Annotated in this window: 15 protein-coding genes and 1 tRNA gene; 11 read left to right on the top strand and 5 right to left on the bottom strand. The window is 57.0% G+C overall.

Features of this window, described 5'->3' with window-relative positions:
- Nucleotides 1-32: 32 nt before the first annotated feature.
- Together ACMWLG_RS18045 and ACMWLG_RS18050 are read left to right on the top strand one after the other, a co-directional pair.
- Complete coding sequence (locus ACMWLG_RS18045; RefSeq protein WP_414763017.1) at nucleotides 33-1571, top strand: TraI domain-containing protein; 1539 nt, start codon at nucleotides 33-35, stop codon at nucleotides 1569-1571.
- A 40-nt stretch (nucleotides 1572-1611) separates the two neighbouring features.
- The gene (locus ACMWLG_RS18050; RefSeq protein WP_001057703.1) at nucleotides 1612-2565 is read left to right on the top strand and encodes a tyrosine-type recombinase/integrase; all 954 of its coding nucleotides are present in this window, start codon (nucleotides 1612-1614) and stop codon (nucleotides 2563-2565) included.
- A 276-nt stretch (nucleotides 2566-2841) separates the two neighbouring features.
- Here the strand turns inward: ACMWLG_RS18050 and ACMWLG_RS18055 are convergent.
- Together ACMWLG_RS18055 and ACMWLG_RS18060 are read right to left on the bottom strand one after the other, a co-directional pair.
- Nucleotides 2842-2917: transfer RNA gene (locus ACMWLG_RS18055), tRNA-Phe, on the bottom strand.
- Nucleotides 2918-3012: 95 nt separating this feature from the next.
- The gene (locus ACMWLG_RS18060; RefSeq protein WP_023309150.1) at nucleotides 3013-3729 is read right to left on the bottom strand and encodes a DUF554 domain-containing protein; all 717 of its coding nucleotides are present in this window, start codon (nucleotides 3727-3729) and stop codon (nucleotides 3013-3015) included.
- 181 nt (nucleotides 3730-3910) lie between these two features.
- Between ACMWLG_RS18060 and ACMWLG_RS18065 the strand changes: the two genes are divergently transcribed.
- Nucleotides 3911-6046 (top strand): ornithine decarboxylase, encoded by a 2136-nt coding sequence (locus ACMWLG_RS18065; protein WP_045619865.1) that lies wholly within the window; start codon nucleotides 3911-3913, stop codon nucleotides 6044-6046.
- Nucleotides 6047-6153: 107 nt separating this feature from the next.
- Here ACMWLG_RS18065 and ACMWLG_RS18070 read toward each other — a convergent pair whose 3' ends face one another.
- Both ACMWLG_RS18070 and ACMWLG_RS18075 read right to left on the bottom strand, forming a co-directional pair.
- Nucleotides 6154-6846, bottom strand: a complete 693-nt coding sequence (locus ACMWLG_RS18070; RefSeq protein ID WP_045403943.1) for a response regulator — start codon at nucleotides 6844-6846, stop codon at nucleotides 6154-6156.
- Nucleotides 6836-8461: a sensor histidine kinase gene (locus ACMWLG_RS18075; RefSeq protein WP_045403941.1), complete on the bottom strand. Its 1626-nt coding sequence runs from the start codon at nucleotides 8459-8461 to the stop codon at nucleotides 6836-6838. Before ACMWLG_RS18075 ends, ACMWLG_RS18070 begins: the two co-directional genes overlap by 11 nt.
- Nucleotides 8462-8806: 345 nt before the next feature.
- Between ACMWLG_RS18075 and ACMWLG_RS18080 the strand changes: the two genes are divergently transcribed.
- Genes ACMWLG_RS18080 through citG form a run of 8 tightly spaced genes read left to right on the top strand, consistent with a single transcriptional unit; the run spans nucleotide 8807 to nucleotide 16115 of the window.
- Complete coding sequence (locus ACMWLG_RS18080; protein ID WP_023309146.1) at nucleotides 8807-10168, top strand: 2-hydroxycarboxylate transporter family protein; 1362 nt, start codon at nucleotides 8807-8809, stop codon at nucleotides 10166-10168.
- A 17-nt stretch (nucleotides 10169-10185) separates the two neighbouring features.
- A complete protein-coding gene (locus ACMWLG_RS18085; protein ID WP_032660021.1) occupies nucleotides 10186-11049 on the top strand; it encodes a fumarylacetoacetate hydrolase family protein in 864 nt (287 codons plus the stop codon).
- A gap of 10 nt (nucleotides 11050-11059) precedes the next feature.
- Nucleotides 11060-12082, top strand: a complete 1023-nt coding sequence (gene citC / locus ACMWLG_RS18090; protein ID WP_045403939.1) for a [citrate (pro-3S)-lyase] ligase — start codon at nucleotides 11060-11062, stop codon at nucleotides 12080-12082.
- A gap of 16 nt (nucleotides 12083-12098) precedes the next feature.
- The gene (citD, locus tag ACMWLG_RS18095) at nucleotides 12099-12392 is read left to right on the top strand and encodes a citrate lyase acyl carrier protein (protein WP_008499773.1); all 294 of its coding nucleotides are present in this window, start codon (nucleotides 12099-12101) and stop codon (nucleotides 12390-12392) included.
- Nucleotides 12389-13264, top strand: coding sequence for a citrate (pro-3S)-lyase subunit beta (gene citE, locus ACMWLG_RS18100; protein WP_023309143.1), 876 nt, complete (start codon nucleotides 12389-12391; stop codon nucleotides 13262-13264). The genes citD and citE overlap by 4 nt, the downstream gene beginning before the upstream one ends.
- 10 nt (nucleotides 13265-13274) lie before the next feature.
- Complete coding sequence (gene citF / locus ACMWLG_RS18105) at nucleotides 13275-14798, top strand: citrate lyase subunit alpha (protein ID WP_414763018.1); 1524 nt, start codon at nucleotides 13275-13277, stop codon at nucleotides 14796-14798.
- Entirely contained in the window at nucleotides 14795-15334 is a 540-nt protein-coding gene (gene citX / locus ACMWLG_RS18110) for a citrate lyase holo-[acyl-carrier protein] synthase (RefSeq protein WP_045403935.1), read from the top strand. The genes citF and citX overlap by 4 nt, the downstream gene beginning before the upstream one ends.
- Entirely contained in the window at nucleotides 15312-16115 is an 804-nt protein-coding gene (gene citG / locus ACMWLG_RS18115) for a triphosphoribosyl-dephospho-CoA synthase CitG (protein ID WP_045403933.1), read from the top strand. The genes citX and citG overlap by 23 nt, the downstream gene beginning before the upstream one ends.
- A 90-nt stretch (nucleotides 16116-16205) precedes the next feature.
- Here citG and ACMWLG_RS18120 read toward each other — a convergent pair whose 3' ends face one another.
- The gene (locus ACMWLG_RS18120; protein WP_045403930.1) at nucleotides 16206-17462 is read right to left on the bottom strand and encodes a nucleoside permease; all 1257 of its coding nucleotides are present in this window, start codon (nucleotides 17460-17462) and stop codon (nucleotides 16206-16208) included.
- Between the last annotated feature and the right edge of the window lie 176 nt (nucleotides 17463-17638).

The raw sequence follows: 17638 nt of genomic DNA on the forward strand, positions 1-17638 counted from the left end.
GCGTCAATTCGGAATCTGGTTATGGGGTGGTTATGCGTGGACTGAAATGGTTAACAGGCCTTGGGCTGGCAGTCGGAACGGAACACTCAGTAAGGCCATCCGTGCAGCCGGTACAAGCGGGAGGGTTCAGGAACGTACGGTCCGGTCAGTTGTTACTGGGAACTGCGGAGCGACAGAAGATCGTCCGGATGTTGCGGGAAAATTGCCCACTGTCACAGTCAGCCTTTGACGAATTCTGGCTAAAACCCTTAGAGCAAATGGCTGCTCGGGTTCAGGAAGTACCGGCAGCCTGGGCGGGGCCGTTCTCCACACCAGGGAGCTTTACTGACCTCAGTTTATCCGTGGCCGCAAGTGCCGTGAGGCTGGTACGCGGTATGATGTTACCTCCGGGAGCGACGCCTGAGGAGCAGGCAGAGCAGGGGCCTGCCTGGATATGCGCAGTGTTCTGGGCTGGGCTTTTTCATCATCTTGACTGGTTGTCGCAGATTGAAGGGAGCCTGGCGAACGGAAAAGCCTGGTGTCCGGGGATGGAAATACCCGGTGCAAACTGGCGGGTGCGTCCCCGGCAGGGGAGAACGGCTTCAATGAACGGCATGTACATTGCCAGTAAACTCATCCCGGATGCTGCGGCTATCTGGCTTCAACGCTGGCCGGCGATTTCAGGTGCGCTATTTTTGTATCTCAGCGGACAAAAAGCTCAGTCTGGAATTCTCAACAGCATCATCAGCGATGCGCTTGCCAGCGTTGCCAATAAATCAGGAACCGTTTCTGGTACAGCAAGCCCCTCTGAAAGCGATAAGGTGATCACCACAGGGGAGGAAGGGGAGGAAGAATCCAGAACAAACAATATCCCAAATTTAATAGACGACGATATGCATCAAACGTCCAGTCACAAAAATATAACACCGGTTCCAGAGCCAATTAACAATGCTTCAATAGGTTACGATACTAACCAGACAGGTGATTATGCTGCTAAGGATGTTACCGGTCAGGTTACGTTGCTTTCGGCATTTGATAATCATGATACACAGTCATCCGATGAACGAACAGGTGATGAAACTGTCACGGATGAGTCGGTATCAACCGCAGAACTTCTTAATGTGCTTGACCAGATGTCGGGCTCTGGTGCTCCTGTTGTTGAAGAGAAGGTTGAAACTACTTCTTCTGAAGAGCCTTCGCTGGTCGGGATGGAATCTGGCACTCCAGGAGAAAAGTTTCTGGACTGGCTGAAATCCTCAATCCTTGACGGTACGGTTAGTGTCAATGAGGGTGAGAGTTTTGCACATATTCTGGCTCAGTTTGTATTCATTGTTTCACCTGAGTGTTTTTTTAAATATTTATCGCTGAATACAAACGAGTCACTGGATAAATCAGAGTTACAAAAAAGCTTTGAAGCTCTGAACGTTCATTATTCACGAAATGGTAAAGGCCTCTGGCATTACCATAAATACGATACGCCGGACAAAAGCGGTCGTTACACCAAAATGTCAGGATACATGCTGAGTGCTGACATTATTTACAGAAAAGGAACCTGTCCACCGGACAGCGTATGGCTTGCACGAAGAAATTAATACTATTGTTTAAATCAGAATAACAATATACGAGGTGAATATGAACAATGCATTTGAAGAAGTGCTGGATGATTATTTTTTCAGTAAATCTTTGCGCCCGGCTACGGAGTGGAGCTACAGGAAGGTAGTCAGATCATTCATTTCCTTTAGCGGGAAAGGTATTTCACCTGAGCAGGTTGATAAAACGCTGGTTTTAACGTGGCGCCGAAAAATTATCCATGAGGAAGGACTGAGCAGAACGACATGGAATAATAAAGTGACTCATATGCGCGCTATATTTAATCACGCCATCGTTAATGGGCTTGTAACGATGAGGGAAAACCCTTTCAACGGCGTAATCACCCGACCCGATGTCAAACGCAAAAAAACACTGACTGATGTGCAGATGAATAAAATTTATCTGCATATGCTGGCAAGGGAAGAGGATGAACGGATTGGTATGATGGAGTTAAGAAAAAGCGCCTTACGGCCAGCATGGTTCTGGCTAACGGTACTGGATGCATTGCGGAGGACAGGAATGCGCCAGAACCAGCTGCTGCACATTCGCCTGGAGGATGTAAATTTTGAGCACCGCTGGATTAATCTCCGGCCTGAGGGTTCCAAGAACCATAAGGAGCACCGGGTTCCGATTACTGAAAACCTCCGCCCCAGACTTGAAAGGCTCTATAACCTTTCCCTTGAGCGTGGCGCGAAGATGCAGGACCAGTTGTTTAATCTTTCTCGCTTTGATGGCCGGAAGAATGAAATCAGTAGCAACATGGATTATCCGCCGTTGCGTGCATTTTTCAGACGGCTTTCACGAGAATGCGGTTTTACAGTCAGTCCGCACAGGTTCCGACACACCATCGCGACTAACCTGATGCGTTTGCCGGATCGTAACCTGAAGATGGCACAGGACCTGCTGGGTCATTCAACACCGGCGGTCACGCTGGAGTATGTTGAAAGTGACCTGGATAAGGTACGGGACATGCTGGAGGAGCTGGATGCTGCATAAGACTAATCTTAAGTTAAATCTAAGTTGATGAAATTAAAAATGGAAAAAAAAGGGATGTTTGCTTTACAAAAGATTGACACAGGGAAGATCTGAGGGTAAATACGTTCGTGAAGTAAATTGTGGACGTGAGAAATCCAGAGGATGGTAGCAACATCCTCTGGATTTAAGTCCCGTGTTCAACTGATGCGGTAACACAAGTACCATCATCATGCCGTCTGGGGACTGCTGTCTTGCCCGTTAAGGATCTCATCTCTTAACGAACAGGCTCTGAAGAAGTGGTGCCCGGACTCGGAATCGAACCAAGGACACGGGGATTTTCAATCCCCTGCTCTACCGACTGAGCTATCCGGGCAACGGGGCGCATTAAACCCGATCTGCCCCGTGGCGTCAACGAAAAATGTTGTTTTCGTTACAGACTGCGCAATCTCTCACCATTTCGCCGCATCCTTAAGCGAAAAAGTGCGTCCAGAGTGCGGAGAGCGGCATGGCGAGCAGCAGTGCGGGCAGCATGTTCACCACGGCAAACATCTTGATCCCACAGATGCGCAGCCCGGTAGCCAACAGCAGCAGGCCGCCGACGGCGGTGAAGTCTGCCATCATCGCCGGCGTGGTTAGCGGGAGAATCAACGTGGCGCAGGTCGCGAGCGCGAGTTGAATAAGCAGCATCGGGACGCTAATCGCCGCCACGGCGACGCCAAGGGTTGTGGCGAAAATGGTGGCGGTGAAGAAATCAAGGAACGCTTTCGCAATCAATATGCTTGGGTCGCCGGTCATCCCCTCCTGCATTGAACCGAAAATCCCGGTGCCGCTGGCGCAAAACAGAATGATGATGGCGACATAGTTTTGAATAAACGACTCGTGCGTGCCGTGTTTCGCCTTGCCGCCCGGTCGGGCAATCAGGTTTTTGGCTTTACTCACCGCGCTGTTAATGCCTTTTTCCAGATAGCAAAATTCGCCAATCAGCGCGCCGAGCAGGGTGGCCAGCACCATCACCGGCAGGTTGGCGCATTTGATCACGAGAAGAATACCGATCCCTAACGATGCCAGGCCGAATATTGAGGGCATGGAGGTGCGAATACGCTCCGGCAACCGCTGGCTCAGCACGGCGCCGAGTACGCCGCCCAGCAATACGGCGCCTGCGTTAATAAATGGCCCGATAACCAAAGTTAACTCCTGTTATTTAATCATTGATATTGCATTATTATGGCACGGCAGGGCTGCGCGGGCCTTAGCTTTGGTTGATTTGGTGCATACTGATTCCTTCTTGCACCTCAAAATAAAAGGTGACATTATTGCGCGAATTTTCTCCTCCCTGTCTCACCGCCCGGTGAGGGTAACTGCGCCTATGAAAACCATGAAAATTGCCGTCAGCCGCGAGCTGCTTTCAACTGTGTCTACGCACCGCGAAAAGATGACGCTGGACAGCACTGATTTTACCGATGTGGCGGCCGTCGTCATCACAACAGCTGAAAGTCGCAGCGGCATTCTTGCACTGCTGAAACGCACGGGCTTTCAGCTACCGGTGTTTATTTTCTCGCAGGAGCCTACGGACGTACCCGACGGCGCCAGCGCGGTTATCTCGGGTAAAGCTCAGGAGTTTCTGGAACTGGAGACCGCTGCCAGCCGCTACGAAGAGAATCTGCTGCCGCCTTTTTTCGACACCCTGAGCCAGTATGTGGAGATGGGCAACAGCACTTTCGCCTGTCCGGGCCACCAGCACGGGGCCTTTTTCAAAAAACACCCGGCAGGGCGACAGTTCTATGATTTCTTCGGTGAAAACGTGTTTCGCGCCGACATGTGCAACGCCGACGTGAAGCTGGGCGATCTGCTGATCCACGAAGGGTCCGCCAAGCACGCGCAAAAGTTCGCGGCAAAAGTGTTCAATGCGGACAAAACCTACTTCGTGCTGAACGGCACGTCAGCGGCAAACAAGGTGGTGACCAACGCGCTGCTGACCCGCGGCGACCTGGTGCTGTTCGACCGCAATAACCATAAGTCTAACCACCACGGGGCGCTGATCCAGGCGGGCGCCACGCCGGTTTATCTTGAGGCCGCGCGTAACCCGTTTGGCTTTATTGGCGGGATTGACGACCACTGCTTTGACGATGCCTATCTGCGGGATCTTATCCGCGAGGCGGCGCCGGAAAAGGCCGACGAGGCGCGTCCGTTCCGCCTGGCGATCATTCAGCTTGGCACCTACGACGGGACGATCTACAACGCCCGCCAGGTGATCGACAAGATCGGTCATCTGTGCGACTACATCCTCTTTGACTCCGCCTGGGTGGGCTACGAGCAGTTTATTCCAATGATGGCGGAAACGTCCCCGCTCTTGCTGGAATTGAACGAGAACGATCCGGGGATTTTCGTGACCCAGTCGGTGCACAAACAGCAGGCCGGATTCTCGCAAACGTCGCAGATCCATAAAAAGGATAACCACATTCGCGGTCAGGCGCGTTTCTGCCCGCACAAGCGGCTGAACAACGCGTTTATGCTGCACGCCTCCACCAGCCCGTTTTATCCGCTGTTCGCCGCGCTGGATGTGAATGCCAAGATCCACGAAGGGGAAAGCGGACGCAGGCTGTGGGCGGAGTGCGTCGAGCTGGGGATTGAGGCGCGCAAGGCGATCATTGCGAACTGTCATATGATCAAACCGTTTATCCCGCCGGTGGTGGCGGGGCGGCCGTGGCAGGATCATCCGACGCACGCCATTGCCAGCGAGCTGCGCTTCTTCAGCTTTGAGCCGGGGGCCAAATGGCACGGCTTTGAGGGCTATGCCCGCGAGCAGTACTTTGTCGACCCGTGCAAGCTCCTGCTGACCACGCCGGGTATCGATGCTGAAACCGGAGAGTACACGGATTTCGGGATCCCGGCGACGATTCTGGCGCACTACCTGCGCGAAAACGGCATCGTGCCGGAGAAATGCGACCTCAACTCGATCCTGTTCCTGCTAACGCCTGCCGAAAGCAGCGAGAAGCTGGCGCAGCTGGTGGCGATGCTGGGCCAGTTCGAACAGCATATTGAAGACGACACGCCGCTGGCGGACGTGCTGCCGACGATCTTCCAGAAATACCCGGTGCGCTACCGGGATTACACCCTCCGCCAGCTGTGCCAGGAGATGCACGATCTCTACGTCAGCTTTGACGTGAAGGATCTGCAGAAGGCGATGTTCCGCAAGGAGAGTCTGCCTGAGGTGGTGATGAACCCGCAGGATGCTAACCGGGCCTATATTCGCGGTGACGTGGAGCTGGTTCGCATTCGGGATGCCGCAGGGCGCATTGCTGCCGAAGGGGCGCTGCCCTATCCGCCGGGCGTGCTGTGCGTGGTGCCGGGTGAAGTCTGGGGCGGGGCGGTACAGCGTTACTTCCTGGCGCTGGAGGAGGGCGTCAACCTGCTGCCGGGCTTCTCGCCGGAGCTGCAGGGAGTTTACAGCGAGAAGGATGCCGACGGGATTAAGCGGCTGTATGGGTATGTATTAAGGTAGCCCCCCTCACCCTAACCCTCTCCCCAAAGGGGAGAGGGGATCGCACGGTGCTGTCTTTTCACCCTCGCCCCTTTGGGGAGAGGGCCGGGGTGAGGGGGAACGTTTCATCAAACCGCACTACGCTTGTACATCCTCCTCGGATGCCCAATCTTGCCATACAGCATCTCCACCGTCAGAAAACCCGCCTCCACGCAGTGCTCCAGATAGCGCCGGGTGGTCGTTTTGCTTAATCCCGTCTCGCTCACCACCTCATCCACGGTAAAGCAGTGCGTTGCCTTATCGTTAAACAGTGACTGCACCCGCGCCAGCGTATTTTCCTCAATGCCTTTACTGCCGTTGTCCTGGCGGTAGTTTTTCGCCTGAAGCTGATACAGCGAATCCACGTTCTGCTGGTCGACAATCTTCCAGACGCGCTGCTGTTCGGCAAACTGCACGAACCGCTCCAGCGACTGGCTGAGCCGCTTCCAGGAGACGGGTTTGAGGATGTAGTCGAACGCGCCGTTGCGAATCGCCTGGCTGCAGGTGTCCATATCGCTGGCGGCAGTAATAAAAATCACCGAGCAGTTGGCGCGGGCCAGCATGGGGTTATTGATAAGCGAGATGCCTTTACCGTCCGGCAGGTAGTTATCCAGCAGCATCAGCTGCGGTTGTTTGCTTTCAAGCTCTGCCTGGGCCGCAGCCAGCGACGAGGCAATGCCTACCAGCCTCAGACGCGGATGTTTGCCTATCAGCTCCGCGTGCAGCTGTGCCAGTTCGTTCTCGTCTTCAACAATCAGTACGTCGATAAGTTCATGTTGCATAGTCGGTGTCTTCCAGTTGCCGGGCGGTTCCCGTGGCCGGGATAAACAAGGAGAAAATGGCGCCGCGCGGGGTATTATCGGCAACTTCTATCGCGCCGCCAGCCTGTGTGACGTAGCTTTCGATCAGATACAGGCCAATCCCATGATCGCCGCGCGTTTTGGTGGTGATGCCGCGTTCAAAGATCCGGTCACGGATCGCCGGTGTAATGCCAACGCCCTGGTCGGCGACTTCAATAATCAGCTCCTGTTCACTGAGTTTGATCAGCACTTCTACCGGCGCGTGGGGAAGCGGCGATCGCTGCGTTGCTTCGATGGCGTTATCCAGCAGGTTGCCAATAATTGAAATCAGCTCTTGCTCCCCAAGGGGCTGGAACGGCCTGTCCAGCCGACAGGCCGGGTCGAAACTGAGCTCGACGCCTTTCTCCCGCGCGCGGGCGGCTTTCCCGAGCAGCAGGCCGCACAGGGTCGGGGAGCAGAAGCGCGAAGAGATGAAGTCCAGCAGCTCCTGAGCATGCTCCGACTGCGCCTGAATGTAGCCAATGGCTTCCTCGTAGCGGCCCATGTGCAGCAGGCCGGAGAGGGTGGTCATCCTGTTTAACTGCTCATGACGCATAATGCGCAGGTTATCGACATAGCGTTTTACCTGGCTGAGCTGGGCGCTCAGCGAGTCGATCTCGTTGCGATCACGGAAGGTGATCACCCAGCCCTGCAGCGACCCCTCAAGCATGATGTGCACCCGGCTGGCAATCACCGTGAGATCGTTAAAACGGCAAATCTCGTCATGGGTATCTTTCGCCAGCATCGTCTGCATGTCGAAGAACGGGACCGGATCGATCACCTGGCTTATCAGCTGTCCGCGCAGCTCGCGGGCCGGCTGGCTCAGACCCAGCAGCTTGCGCGCCGCCTGGTTGATGACTTCAATCCGCCGCCGATCGTCAATGGCAATCACCCCTTCATAAATAGACTCCATCATCGCCTTCTGCTGGCGCACCAGCAGGCCGATCTCGCGCGGCTCAAGGGAGAAGATCTGCTTCTTGATGCTGCGGGTAAAGAACCAGGAGAAGATAAAGAGAGCGATCAGCAGCAGCACGGCGGCAATCAGGATATTGACCACCTTACTGACGGTAATGGTATCAAGGTAGCTGGTGAGATAGCCTACCGAAACAATGCCGACCACCTGTCCGGCGGCGTTGAAGATGGGGGCTTTACTGCGCAGCGAAATGCCCAGCCCGCCTTTGCGGATGGTGGTGGTGCTTTTACCCTGCAACACGGCTTCATTGTCTCCGCCAACCAGGGTTGTGCCCACTCTGTCGGCAAATACGGAGTGAAAAAGATGCTGCCCTTTATTATCACCAATCACAATAAAGCTGGCGTCACTGTGCGCAGAAATCTTCTGCATAAAATCATGGATGGCGTTGATATTCTTTTGTTCAACTTCATTACGCAATGTCGGAATAAGCGCAATCTCTTCAGCCTGTATTTTGGCACGCGTACTCATTTCCTGATAAAGCTGTTTCCCGACGTCGGCATAATAATATCCGCCCAGCAGCGCGAAAAGCACCGAGAAAAAGGCAACCAGCGAAATAAACAGCTTAATCTGGAAAGAGACTTTCATAACTATCACGCGAGGTAGCAGCAAAGATCGCCAATATATCATCTTTTTTCGCGCTGACGCCCGCTTTGCCGAAAACTTGTGATCCCTTGCACAGCGGGCGCTGTAAAAGAGTTATCCTGAAGGCGAACGTACTTCGGGCTGCGCGAGCAAATGTTATTTGTTTGTTCAATTCGGAAAAGAAACCATAAAAACCACGGCCATAAATAAGGTATAAATCACATTAAATAAAAGAAACCATTAAAACCATAGCTGCCATTAAAACTTCGCTTTTAATATGCCATCCCTCACATAAAGTAAGCCTTTGTGACTCTAAGCTGAACGCACAAAATAACCAAGGGGCTTATTATGAGCACAACTGACGATTCTTTCTCTGTTACCCACGACCCGATTGAAATTCAGCAGCCTTCGCTCAAAGAGCGCTGGTGGCATATTATGGATACCTGGAAAGTTGGGATTATTCCTCTGCCGCTGTTCGTTCTGGCGGGCGCGCTGATTGCGATTGATTGCCTGGGCGGAAAACTGCCGAGCGATATCGTGGTCATGGTGGCAACGCTGGCCTTCTTCGGCTTTGCCTGCGGCGAGTTTGGCAAACGCCTGCCGATTGTCGGCAAGCTCGGCGCGGCGGCGATTTGCGCCACCTTTATCCCTTCCGCGCTGGTCTATTATGGCCTGCTGCCGGACGTAGTGGTCGAGTCCACCACCAAATTCTACAAATCCACCAACATTCTCTATCTCTACATCTGCTGCATCATCGTCGGCAGCATCATGAGCATGAACCGCACGGTGCTGATTCAGGGCTTCCTGCGCATCTTCTTCCCGATGCTGTGCGGTGAAATCGTCGGCATGCTGGTGGGGATGGGCGTCGGCCTGGCGCTGGGTCTTGAGCCGTTCCAGATCTTCTTCTTTATCATTCTGCCGATTATGGCGGGCGGCGTCGGGGAAGGGGCGATCCCGCTTTCCATCGGCTATGCCACCCTGCTGCACATGGACCAGGGCGTTGCGCTCGGTCGCGTGCTGCCGATGGTCATGCTCGGCGGTCTGACGGCAATCATCATCTCCGGCTGCCTGAACCAGCTCGGTAAACGCTTCCCGCACCTGACCGGTGAAGGCCAGCTGATGCCTAACCGCGCGAATGCCGATGCTACGGTCTCTCAGCCTGCTTTTTCCGGCAAAGCGGACGTCACCACTATCGCCTCCGGCGCGCTGCTGGCGGTGCTGCTCTACATGCTGGGCATGCTTGGCCACAAGCTGATTGGCCTGCCCGCACCGGTCGGCATGCTGTTTATGGCGGTGCTGGTGAAGCTCTGCAACGGCGCCTCTCCGCGCCTGCTCGAAGGCTCTCAGGTGGTGTACAAATTCTTCCAGACCTCCGTGACCTACCCAATCCTCTTCGCCGTCGGCGTGGCTATCACCCCGTGGCATGAACTGGTGGCGGCGTTCACCGTCAGCAACCTGCTGGTAATTGTCAGCACCGTTTCTGCACTGGTCGCCACCGGCTTCTTCGTCGGCAAAAAGATTGGTATGCATCCGATTGATGTCGCCATCGTCTCCTGCTGCCAGAGCGGCCAGGGCGGTACCGGCGACGTGGCGATCCTGACCGCAGGCAACCGCATGAGCCTGATGCCGTTCGCCCAGATTGCTACCCGTATCGGCGGGGCGATTAACGTCTCTGTCTCACTGCTGATTCTGGGCAACTTCCTCGTTTAAGTTTTCAGGAAAGAACAATGAAACTCGCAAGCTTTTTATACCAGGGAAAACGCAGCTACGGCATCGTCCAGGCCGACGGCGTGATTGATTTAGGCCGCCGTCTCGGCGACCGCTACAGCGACCTCAAGGCGCTGCTGCAGGGCAACGGGCTGGCGCAGGCCACCCGCTACCTGAACGATGCCGTGGACGTGCCGCTGAGCGCCATCACCTTCTTACCGGTGATTGAGCAGCCGGAAAAGATCCTCTGCGTGGGCATGAACTATGCCGACAAGCGCAAGGAGTTTGACCAGCATAATCCGGCCCCGACGCTGTTTGTCCGCTTCCCGGATTCACAGACCGGCCACAACGAGCCGGTGCTGAAGCCGCGCCACTCCAGCGAATTCGACTATGAAGGCGAGCTGGCGGTGATCATCGGCAAAGGCGGGGAGAACATCAGCCGCGACGACGCCCTGCGCCACGTGGCGGGCTACAGCTGCTACATGGACGGCTCCGCCCGCGACTGGCAGCACACCTGGTTCACCGCCGGTAAAAACTGGCGCAAAACCGGCGCGTTTGGGCCGTGGATGGCGACGGCAGATGAGATTCCGGATCCGCACCAGCTTGCGATCCGCACCTGGCTGAACGGCCGCATGGTACAGGAAGACAACACCAGCAGCATGATCCATAAGGTGGCGGAGCTGATCGAGTACATCAGCACCTTCACCCGCCTCAGTCCGGGCGACGTGATCATCACCGGATCTCCGGGCGGGGTGGGTAAAAAGCGCAATCCGCCGCTGTTTATGAAGGAAGGGGATCGCATTGAGGTGGAGATCGAACATATCGGTCATCTGAGCAACGTGATCGTGGAAGCGCCAGCCGTCGGGCTTGCGGCAGCACACTGAGTAAGGCGGCATGAACAGTCAACCCATCGATTTTCGCCACACGCTGGTGGCGAAACATCCGGAACGCTTAAGCCAGATCCGCTACCTGCTGGCAGACAGCGGCCTTGGCCTGGACAACGACATCACGCTGTTTGTCGAAGCCTGGTCCGGCCCGCAGCTGGTGGGTTGCGCAGGGCTTGCCGCCAACGTCATCAAATGCGTGGCGGTCAACGAGCAGCTTCGCGGCGAGAACCTCAGCGCGCGGCTGCTGGCTGAGGTGGAAAATGCGGCGCTGGAGTGCGGCCATTTTCATCTCTTCCTCTGCACCCGCCCATGCAACCGGGAGCGCTTTGCCCGCAGCGGCTTCTGGCCGATTGCCCAGAGCGGAAACAACGCGGTGCTGATGGAGAACACCCCGCAGGGGATCGAACGCTACTGCCGTTCCCTGCGCGCGAAGCGCAAGTGCGGGGAGAACATTGGCGCGATAGTGATGAACGCCAATCCGTTCACCCTAGGCCACCGCCATCTGGTGGAGCAGGCGGCGCAGAGGTGCGACGCCCTGCACCTGTTCGTGGTGCGTGAGGACGCCTCGTTCTTCCCGTTCAGCGCGCGCCTCGAGATGGTGCGCGCGGGCGTGGCGCATCTGCCGAACGTGGTGGTGCATGAAGGCTCGCAGTACATCATCTCCCGCGCCACCTTCCCGGCCTACTTCCTGAAGGAGACCGGCAAAGTGCAGCAGGCGTGGAGCGAGATCGACGTGCTGATCTTCCGGGACTTCATCGCCCCGGCGCTCGGCATCACGCACCGCTTCATCGGATCGGAGCCGTTTTGCGATATCACCCGCCAGTACAACCAGACGCTGCACGACCTGCTGGCCTCGCATATCGAGGTGGTGGAAATGCCGCGCATCAAGGCCACCGGCAACGCTATTTCAGCGTCCGAAGTGCGCCGCTTACTGAAGACACAGCAGTTTTCCCGGATCCGGGAGATTGTCCCGGACTCCACCTTCGCGCATCTCGAAACGCATTACCGTGCGAGTGCGGAAGTCGCTTAACTACCAGGAATTTATCATGAAAATTGTAAGGGAGGCGCTGGCCGGAACGCAGGAGTCCAGCGACCTGATGGTGAAAATCGCTCCCGCTCACGGCGAGCTGGAGATAGTCATCCACAGTGAAGTGATTAAGCAGTTTGGCGAGCAAATTCGCCAGGTGGTCAACGACACGTTGCGCGCCATGAACGTTCACCAGGGATTAATTATTATTGAAGACAAAGGGGCGCTGGACTGTGTGATCCGCGCCCGCCTGCAAAGTGCGCTGATGCGTGCCGCCGATGAACAGGCCATCAACTGGGGGGCGCTGAAATGAGCAAACTCCGCCGCAGCATGCTGTTCCTGCCGGGCGCCAACGCCGCCATGCTTTCCACCGCATTTATCTACCGTCCCGACTCCATCATGTTTGATCTTGAGGACGCCGTTGCCCTGCGCGAGAAGGATACCGCGCGCATGCTGGTGTTCCATGCCCTGCAGCACCCGATGTATCAGGATATCGAAACCGTAGTGCGCATTAACCCGCTCAGCACGCCGTTTGGCCTGCTGGATCTGGAGGCCGCCGTGCGGGCCGGCGTGGACGTGATCCGCCTGCCGAAAACCGACACGCCGGACGATATCTACGAGCTGGAAGGCCACCTCGAGCGTATTGAGCAGGAGTGCGGCCGCGAGGTCGGCTCCACCCGCGTGATGGCGGCGATTGAATCGGCCATTGGCGTCATCAACGCCGTGGCGATTGCCCGCAGCTCTGTGCGCCTCATCGGCATCGCGCTGGCCGCCTTTGACTACGTGATGGACATGCAGACCGAGCGCGGCGACGGCACCGAGCTCTTCTACGCCCGCTGCGCCGTGCTGCACGCCGCCCGCGCGGCGGGTATCGACGCCTTCGACGTAGTGTGGTCAGACGTTAACGACGAGGCCGGATTCCTGCGCGAGGTCGATCTGATCCGCAAGATGGGCTTTAACGGCAAATCGCTGATCAACCCGCGCCAGATTGATCTGCTGCACAACGCCTACGCCCCGACTCAGGAAGAGGTGGATCACGCCAAAAGGGTGATTGAGGCGGCAGAAGAGGGCGAGCGTAACGGCCTGGGCGTGGTATCGCTCAACGGCAAAATGGTGGATGCACCGATTATTAACCACGCGCAGGTGGTGCTGGAGCGCGCGGCGGCCTCCGGCGTGCGTCGGTAAGGATGAAATAATGAATCAGACTGAACTTCTTCACGTGTATTTTCCCCATCTGCGGGACTTAAAACCCTTTGATACCGCCCACAGCGCCACGCCGTGGCTGGCGGACAGCGACGCGAAGCACAGCCGCAAGCTCTGCGCCTCTGTTGAAGAGGCGGTTAAGCGCTGCGGCCTGCAGGACGGCATGACCATCTCCTTCCACCACGCGTTTCGCGAAGGCGACCGGGTGATCAACACCGTTGTGGCGCTGCTGGCGCGAATGGGCTTCAAAAACCTGACGCTGGCCTCCAGCTCGCTGATGACCTGCAACGACGCGCTGATCGAGCATATCGAAAGCGGCGTCATCACCCGGATATACACCTCGGGCATGCGCGGCAGGCTGGCGGACGCGATCTCCCACGGGTTGATGGACGAGCCGGTGCAAATCCACTCCCACGGCGGTCGCGTGAAGCTGCTGCAGGACGGCGAGCTCAATATTGACGTGGCGTTTCTCGGCGTGCCGTGCAGCGATGAGTTTGGCAACGCCAACGGGACGCACGGCAAATCGTGCTGCGGCTCCCTGGGCTACGCCATGGTGGACGCGCACTTTGCCCGCAAGGTAGTGCTGCTGACCGAAGAACTGGTGCCGTTTCCGAATATGCCCGCCAGCCTGGTGCAGGACCAGGTGGACTACATCGTGCAGGTTGAGAGCGTGGGCGACCCGGCGAAAATCAGCGTCGGCGCGGCGCGCGTCACCAGCAACCCGCGCGAGTTGATGATCGCCCGCTATGCGGCGGACGTCATTGAACACTCCGGCTACTTCAAACCGGGCTTCTCGATGCAGACCGGCTCCGGCGCGGCGGCGACCGCCTGCACGCGCTTTATGGAAGAGAAGATGGAGCGCAGCGGCGTGAAGGCGCGCTTTGCGCTTGGCGGCATCACCGGCAGCCTGGTGGATCTGCACGAGAAGGGGCTCATCGAAAAGCTGCTCGACACCCAGTGCTTTGACGGCCAGGCGGCGGCCTCGCTGGCGCGCAACCCGAACCACGTGGAGATTTCCACTAACGTCTACGCCAACCCCGGCAGCAAGGCGGCAAGCTGCGACCAGCTCGACGTGGTGATCCTCAGCGCGCTGGAAATCGACGTCGATTTTAACGTCAACGTCATCATCGGCTCCGATGGCGTGATGCGCGGCGCGTCCGGCGGGCACTGCGACGTGGCCGCCGCGGCGAACCTGACCATTGTGGTCGCGCCGCTGCTGCGAAGCCGTATTCCGACGGTCGTGAAGCGGGTGACCACGCGCCTCACGCCGGGCGAGAGCATCGACGTGCTGGTCACAGACCACGGCATTGCGGTCAATCCGGCGCGCCCGGAGATCCGCGAACGACTGATGGAAGCAGGACTGAAGGTTGTAGACATTAGCGCGCTTTACGAGCGGGCGATTTCCCTGACCGGCGTACCGAAACCGATTGAATTTACCGACAAAATCGTCGGGGTGATCCGCTACCGCGACGGCAGCGTGATCGACACCGTACGACAGGTGAAGGAGGAAGTGTGATTTTAGCGACACCCGTGCGGACGGGTGTCAGTCTGGACGAACTGCTGGCGGCGAAAGAGCGCCGCGCAGCGCGCCAGGCTGACATGCTCGAGCACTATCAACAACCGGTGATTTCCCTCACGCTGGTCACGCCAGGGGAAATCAAAGACAGTCTGCGCTATCGAAACACCATGGGCGTGGCGCTGCAGATGTGCGACCAGCTGCTGTGGGAAAACCGCTGGCGGGTGCTGGACCGCCAGGTTCTATGGCTCCCGACCGGGCCGGAGGCCCTGTGGTGCGTGGCCCATCCCGCTGTGGAAATCAAAGCGCACTGCGCGGAGCTGGAGCAGACGCACCCGCTCGGCAGGCTGTGGGATCTGGACGTGATCTGCCCTCAGCACGGCCACGTCGGGCGTCAGTCGCTGGGCGCAAATTTAAGGCGTTGTCTGATCTGCGACGAGCCCGCTCATGCCTGTTCCCGTTCGCGCGCTCATCCTGTGGAGCAGGTGGTCTCCCGCGTGGAGAAGATGATCGATGACTGGTTTGCTCGCGACTAAACCGCGCCCGGCTGACGTGCCCGCGCTTGCCGAAGCGGCGCTGTGGCAGGAGCTGGAGCTGACGCCCAAGCCGGGGCTGGTGGACAAGCTCAATAACGGTTCCCATCGCGATATGGACCACGCGCTGTTCGTCCGCAGCATTGCGGCGATTACGCCGTGGTTTTCGCGCTTTGCCGAGCTCGGTAACGCGCATGCGGATAAACCCGCTGACGCACAGCTTCGCATTATCCGCCCGATGGGGATGGCCTGCGAGCAGGCGATGTACGCCGCGACGAACGGAGTGAACACCCACAAGGGCGGGATTTTTGCCCTGGGTTTACTGTGCTTCGCTGCCGGGCGTGTGAAACATATCTCCGCAGACAGCCTCTGCTGTGAGGTAAGTAACATCTGCAGCGGGCTAGTATCTCGGGAGCTGGCCGCGCGCGGCGGACAGGCGACGGCGGGCGAGCGGCAGTTTCATCAGTACGGCTTAACCGGCGCGCGCGGAGAGGCGGAAAGCGGCTTTGCGACGGCGCGTAAGGCGCTGGCGCAGTGGAACGGACAGTCGCTTCACGGCCTGCTGTTGCGCCTGATGGCGGTCAATCAGGACAGTAATCTCGTCTCGCGCGGCGGCATTGAAGGGCTGCGCTACGTTCAGGGCTACGCGCAGGAATTACTGGCGAGTGGCTGGGATCGCGAGGCGTTGCTGAAGATGGATAACGCATTGATTGTACGAAACCTGAGCCCGGGCGGCAGCGCGGATTTGCTGTCTGTGGGGTGGGTGCTATCTGCAATAAAATAGCCGGGTGGCGCTAACGCTTACCCGGCCTGTGAACGGTGTTTTTGTAGGCTCGGTAAGGCGAAGCCGCCACCGGGCACAATACCGCAAAGATTAATGCGCTATTGGCTGCGCACCGTGCGGTTCACGCACGTGCTTGTACTTGAATAGCGCGATGAACGCGAAGAACAGCACCAGCGAGTACGCCGCGAAGATCAGCCACACAGGCTGCCAGTTGGTAATGCCGTTGGTGGTGTACATCTCAACCACTTTACCGCTTACCACGCCGCCCAGAATACAGCCGAAGCCGTTGGTCATCATCAGGAACATACCCTGTGCGCTGGCGCGGATTTCAGGCTTCACCTCTTTTTCCACAAACACCGAACCAGAGATGTTGAAGAAGTCGAAGGCGCAGCCGTAAACGATCATCGACAGCACCAGCAGCACGGTGCCGAACGGGCTTGGGTCGCCGTAGGCGAACAGACCGAAGCGCAACATCCATGCCGCGATACTGATCAGCATGACGTTCTTGATGCCGTAGCGGCTCAGGAAGAACGGGATGGTCAGGATGAACAGCGTCTCAGAGATCTGAGAGATGGACATCATCACCGACGCGTGTTCAACGATAAAGCTGCCGGAGAACAGCGGGTTGTTGTCGAAGCTGTGCAGGAAGGTATTGCCGAACATGTTGGTGATCTGCAGCTCCGCGCCCAGCAGCATGGAGAAGATAAAGAAGATCGCCATGCGTTTGTTTTTGAACAGCGCGAAGGCGTCCAGGCCGAGCATGGTGCTCCAGCTCTGGTTTTTTTGCTGATTTGAGACCGGAATGTGCGGCAGCGTCAGGGTAAAGATCGCCAGCAGCACGGAGAGCGCTGCGCCGATATAGAGCTGCATATGGCTCAGTTCGAAGCCCGCGAAGCTCACGCCCCACATCGCCATGATAAAGCCGATAGTTCCCCAGATACGGATTGGCGGGAAATCGGTCACGATATCCATATCCGCGGACTTCAGGCGGTAGTAGGAGATGGTGTTGATCAGGCCAAGCGTTGGCATATAGGCCAGCGAGTTAAGCAGGATCACCATGAACATCGCCCCCGGCGTGGTCACCTGGGCTGCCATAAACAGCGTCCCCGCGCCCACCAGATGGCAAAGCATGTACAGCCATTTCGCACTCAACCATTTATCCGCCACGATGCCCAGCAGCGTTGGCATGAAGACAGCCGCAATACCGAGCGAGCTGTAAACGGCACCGATTGACGCACCGTCGAACTTGAGCGTCACAAACATATAGGAGCCGAGTGTAGTCAGCCAGCTACCCCACAGGCAGAACTGCAGAAACGACAATATTTTAAGCTGCAGCTTAAGGTTCATGTTACTTTCCTCACAAGTGAGCGGGAGATATGTTGTTATAGGAACATTCAGGGTTGTTATTTGATGCAATTCTATCAGTTGGCAACGATATGTTTTGTTACCTCCCGCAAAAAAATGCAATCCACATTAATTTGCAGTTTGGATTGTGATGCAAATAACATTTTCGTATGGGTGGT

The organism is Enterobacter sp. 01-M-02-SI-ECC (genome assembly GCF_047530595.1).
Classification (GTDB): domain Bacteria; phylum Pseudomonadota; class Gammaproteobacteria; order Enterobacterales; family Enterobacteriaceae; genus Enterobacter; species Enterobacter cloacae_M.

Coding starts and splice junctions, on each gene's coding strand:
- ACMWLG_RS18045 (WP_414763017.1), top strand. CDS start 33: ATGCGTGGACTGAAATGGTTAACAGGCCTTGGGCTGGCAGTCGGAACG.
- ACMWLG_RS18050 (WP_001057703.1), top strand. CDS start 1,612: ATGAACAATGCATTTGAAGAAGTGCTGGATGATTATTTTTTCAGTAAA.
- ACMWLG_RS18065 (WP_045619865.1), top strand. CDS start 3,911: ATGAAAACCATGAAAATTGCCGTCAGCCGCGAGCTGCTTTCAACTGTG.
- ACMWLG_RS18070 (WP_045403943.1), bottom strand. CDS start 6,846: ATGCAACATGAACTTATCGACGTACTGATTGTTGAAGACGAGAACGAA.
- ACMWLG_RS18075 (WP_045403941.1), bottom strand. CDS start 8,461: ATGAAAGTCTCTTTCCAGATTAAGCTGTTTATTTCGCTGGTTGCCTTT.
- ACMWLG_RS18080 (WP_023309146.1), top strand. CDS start 8,807: ATGAGCACAACTGACGATTCTTTCTCTGTTACCCACGACCCGATTGAA.
- ACMWLG_RS18085 (WP_032660021.1), top strand. CDS start 10,186: ATGAAACTCGCAAGCTTTTTATACCAGGGAAAACGCAGCTACGGCATC.
- citC (WP_045403939.1), top strand. CDS start 11,060: ATGAACAGTCAACCCATCGATTTTCGCCACACGCTGGTGGCGAAACAT.
- citD (WP_008499773.1), top strand. CDS start 12,099: ATGAAAATTGTAAGGGAGGCGCTGGCCGGAACGCAGGAGTCCAGCGAC.
- citE (WP_023309143.1), top strand. CDS start 12,389: ATGAGCAAACTCCGCCGCAGCATGCTGTTCCTGCCGGGCGCCAACGCC.
- citF (WP_414763018.1), top strand. CDS start 13,275: ATGAATCAGACTGAACTTCTTCACGTGTATTTTCCCCATCTGCGGGAC.
- citG (WP_045403933.1), top strand. CDS start 15,312: ATGACTGGTTTGCTCGCGACTAAACCGCGCCCGGCTGACGTGCCCGCG.
- ACMWLG_RS18120 (WP_045403930.1), bottom strand. CDS start 17,462: ATGAACCTTAAGCTGCAGCTTAAAATATTGTCGTTTCTGCAGTTCTGC.